This window comes from Streptomyces sp. NPDC052301, assembly GCF_044593395.1.
In the GTDB taxonomy this organism is placed as follows: Bacteria; Actinomycetota; Actinomycetes; order Streptomycetales; family Streptomycetaceae; genus Streptomyces.
In genome coordinates, this window is sequence record NZ_JBIUBE010000003.1 from 567586 (window position 1) to 581108 (window position 13523).

At 68.3% G+C, this 13523-nt stretch carries 14 protein-coding genes and 4 pseudogenes; 14 read left to right on the forward strand and 4 right to left on the reverse strand.

What is annotated here, in order from left to right; translation table 11 throughout:
• Positions 1-3: 3 nt before the first annotated feature.
• From ACIHEJ_RS09785 to ACIHEJ_RS09795, 3 genes and pseudogenes are all read left to right on the forward strand, one after another.
• Positions 4-393, forward strand: a complete 390-nt coding sequence (locus ACIHEJ_RS09785; RefSeq protein ID WP_400134017.1) for a LysR family transcriptional regulator — start codon at positions 4-6, stop codon at positions 391-393.
• Positions 297-536: a hypothetical protein gene (locus ACIHEJ_RS09790; protein WP_400134044.1), complete on the forward strand. Its 240-nt coding sequence runs from the start codon at positions 297-299 to the stop codon at positions 534-536. The genes ACIHEJ_RS09785 and ACIHEJ_RS09790 overlap by 97 nt, the downstream gene beginning before the upstream one ends.
• Before the next feature lie 25 nt (positions 537-561).
• A pseudogene (locus tag ACIHEJ_RS09795) lies at positions 562-750 on the forward strand (transposase family protein); the annotation flags it as partial.
• Positions 751-790: 40 nt separating this feature from the next.
• On the opposite strand, the gene ACIHEJ_RS09800 reads toward ACIHEJ_RS09795, so the two are convergent.
• A complete protein-coding gene (locus ACIHEJ_RS09800) occupies positions 791-1414 on the reverse strand; it encodes a DJ-1/PfpI family protein (protein ID WP_400133654.1) in 624 nt (207 codons plus the stop codon).
• A gap of 88 nt (positions 1415-1502) precedes the next feature.
• Between ACIHEJ_RS09800 and ACIHEJ_RS09805 the strand changes: the two genes are divergently transcribed.
• Entirely contained in the window at positions 1503-2840 is a 1338-nt protein-coding gene (locus ACIHEJ_RS09805) for a PLP-dependent aminotransferase family protein (protein WP_400133656.1), read from the forward strand.
• 324 nt (positions 2841-3164) lie between these two features.
• Positions 3165-4668 (forward strand): annotated as a pseudogene (locus ACIHEJ_RS09810) (MFS transporter).
• 197 nt (positions 4669-4865) lie between these two features.
• On the opposite strand, the gene ACIHEJ_RS09815 reads toward ACIHEJ_RS09810, so the two are convergent.
• Positions 4866-5360, reverse strand: coding sequence for a MarR family transcriptional regulator (locus ACIHEJ_RS09815; RefSeq protein WP_100829079.1), 495 nt, complete (start codon positions 5358-5360; stop codon positions 4866-4868).
• A gap of 140 nt (positions 5361-5500) precedes the next feature.
• Between ACIHEJ_RS09815 and ACIHEJ_RS09820 the strand changes: the two genes are divergently transcribed.
• From ACIHEJ_RS09820 to ACIHEJ_RS09830, 3 genes are all read left to right on the forward strand, one after another.
• Positions 5501-6064, forward strand: a complete 564-nt coding sequence (locus ACIHEJ_RS09820; protein ID WP_400133658.1) for an NADPH-dependent FMN reductase — start codon at positions 5501-5503, stop codon at positions 6062-6064.
• A 299-nt stretch (positions 6065-6363) separates the two neighbouring features.
• Positions 6364-6921 (forward strand): TetR/AcrR family transcriptional regulator, encoded by a 558-nt coding sequence (locus ACIHEJ_RS09825; RefSeq protein ID WP_400133660.1) that lies wholly within the window; start codon positions 6364-6366, stop codon positions 6919-6921.
• 86 nt (positions 6922-7007) lie between these two features.
• Positions 7008-8099: an alkene reductase gene (locus tag ACIHEJ_RS09830; protein WP_400133662.1), complete on the forward strand. Its 1092-nt coding sequence runs from the start codon at positions 7008-7010 to the stop codon at positions 8097-8099.
• 5 nt (positions 8100-8104) lie between these two features.
• Here ACIHEJ_RS09830 and ACIHEJ_RS09835 read toward each other — a convergent pair.
• A pseudogene (locus ACIHEJ_RS09835) lies at positions 8105-8451 on the reverse strand (IS1380 family transposase); the annotation flags it as partial.
• A 48-nt stretch (positions 8452-8499) separates the two neighbouring features.
• Here ACIHEJ_RS09835 and ACIHEJ_RS09840 point away from each other — a divergent pair.
• Positions 8500-8574, forward strand: coding sequence for a LuxR C-terminal-related transcriptional regulator (locus tag ACIHEJ_RS09840; RefSeq protein ID WP_400134019.1), 75 nt, complete (start codon positions 8500-8502; stop codon positions 8572-8574).
• Positions 8575-8657: 83 nt separating this feature from the next.
• Here ACIHEJ_RS09840 and ACIHEJ_RS09845 read toward each other — a convergent pair whose 3' ends face one another.
• Entirely contained in the window at positions 8658-9113 is a 456-nt protein-coding gene (locus ACIHEJ_RS09845; protein WP_400133664.1) for a nuclear transport factor 2 family protein, read from the reverse strand.
• Positions 9114-9486: 373 nt separating this feature from the next.
• On the opposite strand from ACIHEJ_RS09845, the gene mca reads away from it, so the two are divergent.
• The 5 genes and pseudogenes from mca to ACIHEJ_RS09870 all read left to right on the forward strand — a co-directional run bounded on the left by mca (position 9487) and on the right by ACIHEJ_RS09870 (position 13473).
• Positions 9487-10368: a mycothiol conjugate amidase Mca gene (gene mca / locus ACIHEJ_RS09850; protein ID WP_400133666.1), complete on the forward strand. Its 882-nt coding sequence runs from the start codon at positions 9487-9489 to the stop codon at positions 10366-10368.
• A 341-nt stretch (positions 10369-10709) separates the two neighbouring features.
• Complete coding sequence (locus tag ACIHEJ_RS09855; protein ID WP_400133667.1) at positions 10710-11093, forward strand: DoxX family protein; 384 nt, start codon at positions 10710-10712, stop codon at positions 11091-11093.
• A gap of 149 nt (positions 11094-11242) precedes the next feature.
• Complete coding sequence (locus ACIHEJ_RS09860) at positions 11243-11548, forward strand: GNAT family N-acetyltransferase (protein WP_100829086.1); 306 nt, start codon at positions 11243-11245, stop codon at positions 11546-11548.
• 43 nt (positions 11549-11591) lie between these two features.
• Positions 11592-12003, forward strand: a pseudogene (locus ACIHEJ_RS09865) ((4Fe-4S)-binding protein).
• 369 nt (positions 12004-12372) lie between these two features.
• The gene (locus ACIHEJ_RS09870) at positions 12373-13473 is read left to right on the forward strand and encodes a Gfo/Idh/MocA family protein (RefSeq protein WP_400133670.1); all 1101 of its coding nucleotides are present in this window, start codon (positions 12373-12375) and stop codon (positions 13471-13473) included.
• The last annotated feature ends 50 nt before the right edge of the window (positions 13474-13523 follow it).

Consider the following 13523-nt stretch of genomic DNA (forward strand, 5'->3'; position numbering starts at 1 on the left):
GAGATGTTGCATTTGCGCTATTTCGTTGCGGTTGGCGAGGAGCAGAGCTTCTCGGCGGCGGCCCGTCGGCTGCACATGGCCACTTCGCCGCTGAGCCAGCGAATCAGAGACCTCGGGCGGGAACTCGACCACCGGCTGTTCGACGCCGCACCCACCATGTCACGCTCACACCGGCCGGAGAGGCTCTCCCGCCGATCCCGCGGGACGTACTGGAGCAGGTCAACTCCTTTCCGTGGCGCCTGCGCGATGCGGCCCGGCCGGGACGCAGCACCCTGTTCGTCGGCATTCCTGTCGGCGTGCACCCCAGGCCGAGGGATCTTCTCAACACGCTCGCCGGGCGCGTCAGCGAGAGGTGCGAACTCCTGCGCTGGCCCGGCACCTCCCAGGCTCTGATCGCCGACGTGCGCGAGGGCAGACTCGCCTTCGCGCTGACCCGGCTCCCGATCAGCGACCCGGACTGGACCTGCTGCCCGTCATATCGGAACGGCTGGGAGCGGTGGTGCCGGCCGACCAGTTCGCCGAGTGCGCTCGAATGACCACCAGCATTCTTGAGGGGTCACCATGCTCATCGTCACCCGCGAGGGCGAGCGCCGCTGCAAGCTTCCACCGCACCAGCGTGCCCTGGTCGCCCTGGTGTACCTGCGCAAGCACGACACCCTCGCCCAGGTCGCGGCGGTCTCGGGATTTGGGTCGGGAGCCCACGTCTACACCACAACGGTGATCCGCGAACGACCAGCCAGGCTGCCGGGGGCATGACCTCCCGCCCGGTCACTGCTTGCGTCTGGTCGTTTCAGACGAGCGCCGGTGTGGGAGCGGGCAGGTAGGGGGTGATGTTGCGCCACGCGCGCTCGATGTATTCCTCCTTCTCGCCGACCGGGGCGACATAGTGCAGTGCGCTTTCGGCGGCGTCGTTGCCCTCCAGGCGGGCGATGATCCAGGTGGCGAGGTAGTGCGAGGCGAGGCAGCCGCCGGCGGTGGCGATGTTGTCCTTGGCGTAGAAGGGCTGGTTGAGCACCTCGACGCCGGCGGCGATGACCCAGGGCTTGGTGGTCAGGTCGGTGCAGGCGGGGATGTCGTTGAGCAGGCCGAGCTTGGCCAGCACGAGCGCGCCGGAGCACTGCGCGGCGATGAGTTGGCGCGAGGGGTCCAGGCCGCGCAGGATGTTCATGATCGCCGGGTCTTCGACGACCTCGCGGGTGGCGATGCCACTGCCGACGATGACGGCGTCAGCGGCGCACGCCTCCTCGAGAGTGGACATCTGTTCGATAGTCACCCCGTTCCTTGACGTCACCTTGGGGCCGGGGGTGGCGATGGTGACGCGCCAGTCGTCGGTCTTGATGCGGTTGAGCACGCCGAGCGCGATCAGGGAGTCGAGCTCGTTGTAGCCCTCGAAGGTGAGGATGGCGATGTGCATGGCGGCCGTCCTTCCGGATGAGTGGGGCTTGACGGTAAGGACCCGCGAACAGGACAGTCAAAGAATTGTCATGGATACAATCCGGCGTATGGCAGCCTCGCGGTACAAAATCCTGGTCGACGCGCTCGCATCCGACATCCGGACAGGCCGGCTCGCCGCAGGCGTGCGGCTGCCGACACACCGCGAGCTCGCCGCCTGCGAGGGCATCGCCGTGGTGACCGCGACTCGGGTGTACGCCGAGCTGGAAGCGATGGGCTTGGTGAGCCGGGAACAGGGCCGCGGCACGTTCGTGCGAGACATCGCGGTTCCCGCCGGCCACGGCATCGATCTGCACGTCGTCGCCACGGACGTGGTCGATCTCAACTTCAACTATCCGTCGCTGCCCGGCCAAGCCGATCTCCTACGGCAGACTCTGCGAGAGGTGGCCACCTCCGGCGAACTCGACTCGCTGCTGCGCTACCAACCCCATCGAGGGCGTCCCCAGGACAGAGCCTCGATCGCCCGGCACCTGAGGCGTCGAGGGATCACTCCTGACGCGGATCGGATCCTCATCGTCAACGGTGCGCAGCACGGCCTGGCCATCACCGTCATGGCCGCGCTCAACGCCGGCGACGTCGTCGCGGTCGACGCCCTCACCTACCCGGGTTTCAAGGTGCTCGCGCATGCCTTCCATCTCGACCTGGAGCCCATACCCACAACCACCGACGGGCCGGATCTCGATGCCCTCGAGAAGCTGTGCGCGACCCGCCCTGTGCGCGCGATTTACACCATGCCAACCCTGCACAATCCTCTGGGGTGGGTCATGCCGGCAACCGACCGCACCCGTCTGATCGAGATCGCCCGGCGGCACGGTCCGCTCATCATCGAAGACGCCGCATACGCCTACCTGGTCGAGGATCCTCCACCGCCTCTGGCTGCAAGTGCACCGGACATCACCGTCTACGTCTCGGGACTGTCCAAGAGCGTCGCCACCGGCCTCCGGGTCGGCTTCGTCGTCGCCCCGCCGTCTAGGGTGCCGTCGCTCGAACGCGCGATTCGGGCGACCACCTGGAACACCCCGGCCCTTACCACCGCGATCGCCTGCCGCTGGCTCGAGGACGGCACGGTGGACCAGTTGGAAGCGCAGAAACGAGAGGACGCCAAGGCCCGCCAAGCACTCGCCGGACGAGAACTGGCCGGCCTCCCCCTCATCGGCCACCCCTCGTCCTACTTCACATGGCTGACCCTGCCCGACGACGCACGCGCCGATCGCCTGACCGCCACCCTCGCGCGTCAGCACATCTCGGTCAGCACAGCGGAGCCCTTCACCACCACGAAGCACACGCCACAGGCGCTCCGCCTCGCTCTCGGCTCGACCGATATGGACAGTCTCCAGTCGACGCTGCGCACGGTACGACGAGTCGCCCTCGAGGACGCCCACGCCTGAACCCCACTCGACGGGCCGACTCCCGCCGCACCGGCCTGCGGACGGGAAGCCGTCGGCGCTGGTGTGGGGCCGGTCGGCCTGGGACCCGAGTGCCGGTGTCGGAAGAGGCCGCCCGTGCGCGGTTGAACCTTCATGAATCGCCGTCTAGGGTTGACGTGAAAATTCAAGTGAGGGGCCGGCCCATCGCTGGCCGGTGAGCGTCGACCGCTTCGTGCACGTCACACGCGACGAGACCGTCGGCCGCCGACGTGGGCGAGCCGTGTCTCCCGCACGCTCTCAGTCACCTTCAGCCGGCTCCTTCTTTTCCCGAAGTGGGTAACCTTCATGTCCCGAACAGCCTTCAAGGCTCCCGGTGACGCGCACGCCAACCGCTGGAAAGCGCTCGTCTTCATCGCGCTCGCCCAGCTGATGGTCGTCCTCGACACCACCATCGTGAACATCGCCCTGCCTTCCGCCCAGCAGGACCTGGGCATCTCCGACGGCGACCGGCAGTGGGTCGTCACGGCCTACGCCCTGGCCTTCGGCGGTCTGCTCCTGTTCGGCGGCCGGGTATCCGACTTGTGGGGCCGTAAGAAAGCGTTCGTCATGGGCCTGGTCCGCCGCCGCCGCCTCCGCGCTCGGCGGCGCGGCAACCACCGGCGCGGCGATGTTCGGCGCCCGCGCTCTCCAGGGCGCCTTCGGTGCCGTGCTCGCCCCCGCCGCGCTCTCCCTCCTTGCCGTGATGTTCACGGACGGCAAGGAGCGCGCCAAGGCGTTCGGCATCTTCGGTGCGATCGCCGGTGGCGGCAGCGCCGTCGGCTTCATTCTCGGCGGCGTGCTCACCGAGTACATGGACTGGCGCTGGACGTTCTTCGTCAATATCCCGTTCGCGATCGCCGCGGCGACAGGTGCCTACTTCGTGGTCCGTGAGCCCGAGGGCAGCCGTAACCGCTCCCCGCTCGACATCCCCGGCGTCGTCCTGTCCACCCTGGGCCTGGTCTCGCTGGTCTACGGCTTCACCCGGGCCGAGTCCGACGGCTGGAGCGACACCACGACCATCTCTTTGTTCGTCGCGTCGGCGGTCCTGCTGCTCGCCTTCGTGATCACCGAAGCCAGGCTCAAGGCCCCGCTGCTGCCCTTGCGCGTGGTCATGGACCGCAACCGCGGCGGCGTCTACCTCTCCCTCGGCATCGCGGTCATCGCGACGTTCGGCAGCTTCCTGTTCCTGACCTATTTCCTGCAGGTCGTGAAGGGCTACTCGCCGGTCGAGAGCGGATTCTCCTTCCTGCCGATGGTCGCGGGCATGATGGTCGGCTCGACCCAGATCGGCACGCGTCTGGGGACTCGCGTCCCGGCCCGGTTCCTGATGGGTCCAGGTTTTCTGGTGTCTGCGGTCGGCATTTTGCTGCTGGCCCGGCTGGAGGTCGGCTCGTCATACGCCTCGACCGTCCTGCCGGCGCTGGTGCTGCTCGGTCTCGGCATGGGTACGGCGTTGCCGCCCGCCATGTCCCTGCCCACCCTGGGCATCGAACCCAGGGACGCCGGTGTCGCCTCCGCGATGATCAACACCTCGCAGCAGGTGGGCGGCGCGATCGGCACCGCCCTGCTGAACACGATCGCCGCCTCCGCGACGACTTCGTACGTCAAGGACCACATCGCCGATGCTGCGACGAAGCCGCAGCAGCAGCTGGTTCAGCTGCAGGGTGTGGTGCACGGCTACGCCAACGCCCTCTGGTTCGGCGTCGGCGTGCTGTTGATCGCCACGCTCATTGCCCTGACCCTGGTCAACCGCCGCCCGGCCGGCGAGGACGCCGAGGTCGAGGTGGCGGTCCCGGTGGTTGCCCATTGAGACACCGGTCACCGCCTGAGGAAGGGCGCGAGGAGGGCATGGCCCGGCGCGGTGCGCCGCAGTACCCTCGACGCCCTGGTCGGTGAGCACCGCGCACCGGCCGCGCTTGTCGGAGGTGCAGTCCTCGACTGGCCGGACGTCCCCACGCGTGGCGTCCCGCTGCGGCAGCCGAGAGGCGGGGCGGTGTCCTTGCGGGGTTACTTCCGCTGCTCCCAGTGGTCGATGCGCTCGCTGATCTTCTCGGCGGCGGTGCGCAGGTTGTCCAGCTCGGCGGGGTCGAGCACGTCGAAGACGAGGTCGCGTACCCGGGCCACGTGCCCCGGGGCGGCCTCGGTGAGATGGGCATGGCCGGCCTCGGTCAGGATCGCGTGGGTGTAGCGGCCGTTGGTGGGGTCGGGTTCGCGGCGGACGAAGCCCCGGCGTTCCAGCCTGCTGATCATGTGGGAGAGGCGGGACTGCTCGGAGTTGGCGAGGACGGCCAAATCGCTCATCCGCATGCGGTGTTCCGGCTGGTCGGACAGTCCGGCAAGGACGTAGTACTCGATGTAACTGAGGTCTGCGTCCTGCTGCAGCTGCGCTCCCAGGGCGGCAGGCAGTCTGTGCAGCATCATGGCGAACTGCTGCCAAGTCTCCCGTTCTGCCGGGGTCAGCCAGCGGGGCTGATCGTTCGACGGTTGAGGCTTTTCAGGCATGCCCGGAGTCTATCCGGCATGAACGTTCACGAGACGCGGTTCAGGCTTGAATCTTCATGAGTCGACGGTCTAGGCTGTGACATGAAAATTCAAGTGAAGGGTCGGCCTTGTGCCGGTCGACCCGTCAAGGAGAAGACCACATGAGTGACCTGAAGATCGCCGTCATCCTCGGCAGCACCCGGCCCGGTCGCAACGGCAAGGCCGTGGCGGACTGGGTGGTCGACCGCTCCGGCGCCCGCGCCGGCGTCGAGTACGAGCTGGTCGACCTCGCCGACTACCCGCTGCCCCATCTGGACGAGGCCATCCCGCCGGCCATGGGCCAGTACCAGGGGGAGCACACCCAGGCATGGGCGGCCAAGATCGCCGAGTTCGACGGGTACATCTTCGTGACCCCTGAGTACAACCACTCGACCTCCGGCGTACTCAAGAACGCGATCGACTACCTGTACGGCGAGTGGAACAACAAGGCCGCCGCCTTCGTCTCCTACGGTTCTCTCGGCGGCGCTCGGGCCATCGAGCACCTGCGGGGCGTCGCCAGCGAACTGCAGCTGGCCCACGTGCGTCAGCAGCTGTCCTTCTCGCTGTTCACCGACTTCGAGAACTTCTCCGTCTTCAAGCCGGCGGAGCAGCACGACGCCGCTGCGACCACTCTGTTCGACCAGCTGGAATCCTGGGCCCGCGCCCTCAAGGCGGTCCGGGTCTGACGCCCTGGCCCGCCGGAAGGCGGGCGAGAGGACTGCCATCGCCGTAGCCGAGTGCGAACGCGAACGCCGCGCCGGCGGCCTGTTCGGTCGGCTCCACGGCTGAGCCCGTAACGGGGCCCTGGGTAACCAGGGTCCCGTTACGGGTGTGATCCAACACAGAGGCTGAATGCCGCCGGGTCGCCGAACCGCCCGGTCTGCACCTCATCATCGGCGTCATCTGCGTCACCCCTCGAGGAGCAGGGCCTCACGGCCCAGGGAACAGGAAACAGATCTGTTTCCATGTGTGTTACATTCGCATCATGGCTAGTGAAAACACCAGGGACCGCCTGGTGGAGCACGCCACCGGCCTGTTCCACCGTGAGGGGTTCCATGCCGTGGGCGTAGACCGCGTTGCCGCCGATCTCGGAATCTCGAAGAAAACGCTCTACAAGCAGTTCCGCTCCAAGGGCGAACTCCTGACGGAAGTCCTTGACCGGTGCCACGACATGGCCGTGCAGGACTTCCCTGACGAGACTGATGACGCCACACCGCGCGAGCGGCTGCTGGGAATCTTCGAGGCGCAGCGCGTCCACGGTGAGGCTCCCGGATTCTCAGGCTGCTTCTTCGTGAACATCGGCACCGAGTTCCGTGACCCGTCGCACCCTGCCGTGCGGCAGGCGCGCTCCCACAAGGACCAACTGCACGGCTATGTGCGCCGCCAGGCCGAACGCGCCGGGGCGTCCGAGCCGGAGGTACTCGCGGAGCAGCTCGTCGTGGTGCACACCGGGGCGGCGGACTACACCCTGCTCACCGGCCGTTATCCGGATTCCGTGCGCGCGGCGGTGGAGGCCCTGCTGACCGCCCACGGCATCGACTAGCAGGCCCGCCCGTCCGGCGTCGGGCGGCGGTACACATATCCAAGAACACCGATCACAGCCGGCCGATGCCGGTTGGAGGGATACCCATGCCCAATTTGACCCATCGGCTCGCCCTGCCCGCCTTCACCACCCGCAACCGCGTGTTCATGGCGCCCCTGACCCGCATGCGCGCCGCCCAGCCCGGTGACGTCCCCACCGACCTCATGCGCGAGTACTACACCCAGCGCGCCGGCGCGGGCCTGATCGTCACCGAAGGCACCCAGATCAGCCCCGAAGGCAAGGGCTATCACGCCACCCCGGGCATCTACTCCGAGGAGCAGGTCGCCGGGTGGCGCCGCATCACCGACGCTGTCCACGAAGCGGGCGGCAGGATCGCCCTCCAGCTGTGGCACGTCGGCCGCATCACCCACCCCGCCGTCCACGGCGGCGAGCCGGGCGTCTCCGCCAGCGCCCTGCCGTTCGAGGGCACCACAAGGATCCAGGGCCCCGACGGCAACCTCATCTCCGTCGACGCGCCCACCCCGCGCGCCCTGGCCACCGACGAACTGCCCCGCGTCGCCGACGACTACCACCGTGCGACCCTCAACGCCCGCGCCGCCGGCTTCGACATGGTCGAGATCCACGGCGCCAATGGCTACCTCCTCCAGCAGTTCATGTCCACCAGCAGCAACCACCGCGAGGACCAGTACGGCGGCAGCCTCGACAATCGCGCCCGTTTCCCCCTGGAGGTCGTCGACGCCGTCGTGGACGCATGGGATCCGGCCCACGTCGGCATGCGTATCTCCCCCATGATCAAGGCTCGCGGCCTGGACGACAGCGACGGCCTGGAGATGGGCCTGCACATCGCCGGTGAACTCAACCGGCGCGAACTGGGCTACCTCCACCTGGCCGAGCCCGACTGGGACGGCGGCCCGGCACTCGACGACGACTTCCGCATCAAGCTCCGCGAGGCGTACGACGGTGTCATCATCGCCGCCGGCAACTACACCCCCGACAAGAGCGCCCGCATCCTGCGCGCGGGCTGGGCCGACGCCATTGCATTCGGACGCCTCTTCATCGCCAACCCCGACCTGCCGCGCCGCCTCGCCGTCGGCTCCCCGTTCAACGCACTCCGGCCCGAGGTCATCTCCGGCGGCGACGCCACCGGATACACCGACTACCCCTCCCTGATCGGCTGACCGGCCGTCGCAGGGCCCGTAACCGAACTGTCCTCGGCCCGAGCGCGCTGGCGGTGTCGCAGCTCCAGTACGGCGATCGGCCCGTCGGCGCTGTTGGTCGCGAACGCGGTGAGCCGCAGCCCGTCGGCGTCGGTGATGCGCAACTGGGCTCCCGGATGGCGACGTTCCTTGCGACGATCAGCCGCATCCCCTTGGGCCGGCTTTTCAGGCAGTCACCGGTGAGTTCGGCGACCCAGGCTCCGTCCCGGATCCCACCGTCCGGCTCGATCGCCGGCGTCCAGGCGGGGGCGGGGACCTTGAGCACAGCCTGGTGAATCTGTTCGGTGATGATCATCCCGACCGAGTACGACATTCGTGACCGCCCCACCATGCAACGGCCGGGCCTGAGCGCGAGGCCGAGGTGCTCGCGCTCGTCGCCCGTGGGCTGTCCAACAACGCCATCAGCCAGGTGCTGAACGTAAGCGAGGCCACGTGAAAAGCCACCTGCTGCACGTGTTCACCAAGCTCGACGTCAACGACCGAACAGCCGCCGTGACCCTCGCACAGGCCCGTGGCCGGCTACCGCTCCCCTGGCGGCCCCCAGTTCGGGATCGGCCCGACGTTGAACGTCCGGGTCACCTTCCGCCGCGCAATGCGCCAGGCGCCGTCGTGGCGGCGGTACTCGTCGAGGTAGGTGGCTCCGCCGGTGACCCAGGTGGTGTCCTGGAGCTGGATGTGGACGATGACGTCGCTGCGGCCGGTAGCGGCCTCCACGTCGACGTCGAGATTGACCGTTCCGTGCGACATGGCCGGGAACATCTGCCACTGCCGTTCGACGGTTTCGCAGATCGCCTCGATACCGGTGAACACCATGTCGGGGCTTAGCTCCCACACAGCGTCCGGCGTCCACACGCCACGCCAAAGCTCGAGATCGCGCAGGTCGCCCGCGACGCAGTACTGGTGCGCCGCGCGGCGCAGGGCAAGCTCGGTCTCGACCCGTTCCAGCCGGGCGATCACCTCAGAAACGTCACTCATGAAAGTTCATGATACGGCACCACGCTTGAATCTTCATGAGTTGCCGCCTAGGGTGTGACATGAAAGTTCAAGTGAAGGTTCGACCCCGCGTCAGTCGGCGAGCGTCGGCCGCTTCGTGCACCGTCATCTGCTGCCGTTCGTGGACGGGCAGCGGCCTCCGGCCGGCTCCGGGCGCCGGTCGCGGTCATGTGACGTGAGCTCAAATGCCGGGCGGAGGGCTCGAGTCGATTGCCACGGCGACGGTGGAGCGATACGCGCACGACATCACCGCCGCAAAAGGCAGGGCAGGCCGCTCAGTGGGCCTCCGTTCGGCGCGGAGGGCCCCGGGAAGGTCTCCGGTCCTCGCAGCGAGGCGATGCGGAAGGAGCATGCGTTGACAGAGCAGTTGCGGCTGATGGCGGTCCACGCGCACCCGGACGACGAGTCCAGCAAGGGTGCTGCCAGCATGGCGAAGTATGCCGCTCAGGGCGTGGAGGTCCTGGTGGCCACATGTACCGGGGGAGAGCGCGGCTCCGTTCTCAACCCGAAGCTGCAGGGCAACCCGGAGGTCGAGGCCAACCTCCAGCAGGTGCGGCGCAAGGAGATGGACGCCGCCCGCGAGATCCTCGGCATCAAGCAGGCCTGGCTGGGGTTCGTCGACTCCGGTCTGCCGGAGGGCGACCCGCTGCCTCCGCTGCCCGAGGGCTGTTTCGCGCTGGTTCCGGTGGAGAAGGCGGCCGAGCCGCTGGTCCGGCTGATCCGGGAGTTCCGCCCGCACGTGATCACCACGTACGACGAGACCGGCGGTTACCCGCACCCTGACCACATCATGACCCACACGATCACGATGGCCGCGTTCGAAGCGGCCGGGGACCCCGACGCCTACCCGGAGTCCGGTGAGCCCTGGCAGCCGCTGAAGGTGTACTACAACCACGGCATGTCGATGGCCCGGATCCGCGCCCTCCACGCCTACCTGATGGAGCACGGCCACGAGTCCCCCTTCGGCGAGTGGATCGCCGACTGGGACAAGGAGGGCCGCAGGGAACGCGAGTTCACCACCCGGGTGCAGTGCGCCGACTGGTTCGATGTGCGCGGCCGGGCGCTGATCGCCCACGCCACCCAGATCGACCCGGACGGCCCGTGGTTCCTGGTGCCGCTCGACGTCCAACGCGAGATCTGGCCGACCGAGGAGTACGAGCTGGCCCGCTCGCTGGTCGACACCTCGCTCCCTGAGGACGACCTGTTCGCCGGTATCACCGCCGACATCAGCGTCTGACCCTGCCCTTGCCGAAGACTCCATCCGCTCAGGCGGGAGGCGGCGTCTCGACTCCGCGGAGCTTCGCGGCCGACCTCGCGCCAGGATGCCTGCGTTGACGCTGATCAGCACGGCAGTGTGGCCGTCCGTCGACCGGAACGTCGGCCGCGGTCCGCAGATGGTGCACCCGGGTCGCCTCGGCCCCGCAGCACGAGTCGACTCTCGCTTGAATATTCATGTGTCGCGTCTTAGGGTGTGACATGAAAGTTCAAGTGTGGTCGGCTTCGCACCGGACGGTGAGCGCCGGCCGCTTCGTGCGTTAGGGAGAAGACATGTCTCGTACTGTGCAGAGTGTGCCTAGGGTGGGCGGGAAGGCCCGGAACATCGTCCTGTGGGTCCTTCAGATCATTCTGGCCGGCGTGTTCGTCATGGTGGGGGCTTCGAAGTTGGCCGGCGCGCAGGACATGGTCAAAGTCTTCCAGGACGTCGGTGCCGGGCAATGGCTTCGGTACGTCACCGGCTCTTTGGAGCTGGCCGGGGCCGTCCTGCTGCTCGTTCCCCGACTGAGTGCCCTGGGTGGTCTGATACTCACTGGAGTCATGACGGGCGCATTCCTGACCTGCTTGTTCGTGATCGACGAAAGTCCGGTACCGGCAGCGGTGCTGCTCGTCCTGGCGGCAGTCGTCATGTGGAACCGCCGTGAGCTCGCGCTCGGCGTCGTCCGCCAAGGCGGGCCGTCCGCTTGATCGGTCCGGGCCCGGCCGGAGGGCCCGGCCTCCGTTGCTCATGAAGTCGCACGGTGCCCTCCGCCGCGTGGCGGCAATGCCGGAGCGCTTTCGCGCACGTTGCCGGACTGTCGCGGAGCTGAACGGGAGCAGGTCCAAGGGGAGGGCATGTGACGGTCGAAGTGAACAACGTGCCCGGAGCGAACCGCTATGAGGCCCGCGTCGATGGAGAGGCCAGGGTCGCGGGCGTCGCGGAGTACATCCGTACGGCAAAAGTCGTTGCGTTCGTGCACACCGAGGTAGCGCCGGAGTGCGGGCAGGGGGGCGGGTCCGCCCTGGTCCGCTCCGCCCTCGACGAGACACGCGCCTCGGGGCTCCTCGTACTGGCCACATGCCCGTTCTTCGCGGGCTGGATCGCCCGCCACCCCGAGTACCAGGACCTGCCGTACCAGTCGCGCAGCAAGGTCAGTGACTGAACGAACGGCCGAGCAGCCGAACACGATGGTGAAGGAGGCCCGAATGAGCGGCAGATCCGAGAAGAAGGCGTACGAGGGGCAAGCGATCACGGTCACGTTCGAGGCCAGGCGCTGCCTGCACGCCGCCGAATGCGTCCGTGGCCTGCCGGAGGTCTTCGACACGGCGAAGCGCCCGTGGATCCAGCCGGACGGTGGCCGCGGCCGACCGCCTGGCCGAGGTGGTGCGGCGCTGCCCCTCGGGCGCGCTGCAGTACGAACTCGCGGACGGCGGGACGGAGATCCCGGTCCGGCCCGCGCGGATCGTCCGCGGCTCCATCGGGCAGCTGACCGTGCGCGGTGAGCTGAGCGTGGAAACCGTGGAAGGCCCGCGCGCCGAGACCAGGGCGATCCTGTGCGCCTGCGGGCAGAGCGGCCATCAGCCGTACTGCGATCACTCGGGGCCCTGCGGTGAGTGATGTCGGGGTGACCGTCCTGCGGAAGCAATGGCCCGGTCCGCGTCGCCGCCGACGGCGGGAACGGATCGGCGGGCACCCCGTGCCGGATCAGGGCCTGCCTGAAGGACCTCTACGTGCTGCCGCGCGGCATGCTCCCGCTCCTCCAACGGCCCCATCCTCGACGGCTTCCGGCGCCCCCGCCGATGAGGCGACAGCCGCCGGGCCGCGGTTCTGCCGCGGGGACCAGGGTGGGCGCACCGGCTCGCTTTGAACGCTCACGCTTGAAGCTTCATACGTCGCTGGCATAGGATGTGACATGAAATTTCAAGTAAGTGGCCCGGCCCTTTACCACTCATCAAACAGTCTCGCGTGCTGCCGAGGAGTCCCACCGTGTCATCGACCCAACAGGCCCCCATCGGTGTGGGCATCGTCGGTCTTTCCGCCAGGCGCGGTTGGGCTTCCCAGGCCCACCTGCCCGCGCTGCAACAGCTGGACGGCTTTGAGTTGCGCGCACTTTCTGCGAGCAGCGCCGAGTCCGCGCGGCAGGCCGCGGAGAAGTACGGAGTCGCGCGGTCCTTCGGGACGGCCGGCGAACTGGCGGCGGCCGACGAGGTCGACCTGGTGGTGGTCACCGTGAAGGTGCCGGACCATCGGGAGATCATCCAATCCGCCCTGGCTGCAGGGAAGATGGTGTTCTCCGAGTGGCCGTTGGGCAACGGACTGGCCGAGGCCGAGGAGCTGGCGGCCACCGCTGCCGAGCGCGGGCTGCACACTTTCACCGGACTGCAGGCCCGGTCCGCCCCGGCAGTGCGCTACCTGCGCGATCTGGTCGCCGACGGCTACGTGGGCGAGGTGCTCTCGACGAGCCTGGTGGCCTCGGGCGGAGGCTGGGGAGCGGTGTTCCCTGAAAACGGCGCCTACCTGCTGGATCGCGCCAACGGCGCAACCATGCTGACCATCCCGTTCGGGCACACCATGAGCGGCCTGACCATGGTGCTCGGCGATGTCGAGAAGATCACCGCTGTCACCGCCACGCGCCACCGAGAAGTCAAGGACCCGCAGTCCGGCCGGGTCTACCGGCCCGACGTCGCCGACCAGGTGGTGTTCGGCGGCGTGCTCTCCTCCGGCGCCGTGGCCTCTGCCCACTACCGCGGCGGCATCTCCCGCGGCACCAACTTCCACTGGGAGATCAACGGAACGGACGGCGACCTGGTCGTCACCGGCGACATCGGGCACCTTCAGTTGGGCGAGTTCGCCATCGAAGGGGCGCACGGATCCGACGCCGAGCTCAGCCGGCTCGCCGTACCCGAGCGGTACTTCGACTCCGCGCTCCAGGAGCTGCGCGGCACCCCCGCGTACAACGTCGGCGCCGCCTACGCGCAGATCCGGCGTGACCTGACGCACGGCGGATCCGAGGTGCCGGACTTCGCCCACGGAGCTCGGCACCACCGACTGCTCGACCGGATCGAGCGCGCGGCGGAGCACGCCTGACCCCTCAGCAAGGCGGCTTCGCCACGCGGCGGGAATCCGGGGCGCTTCCG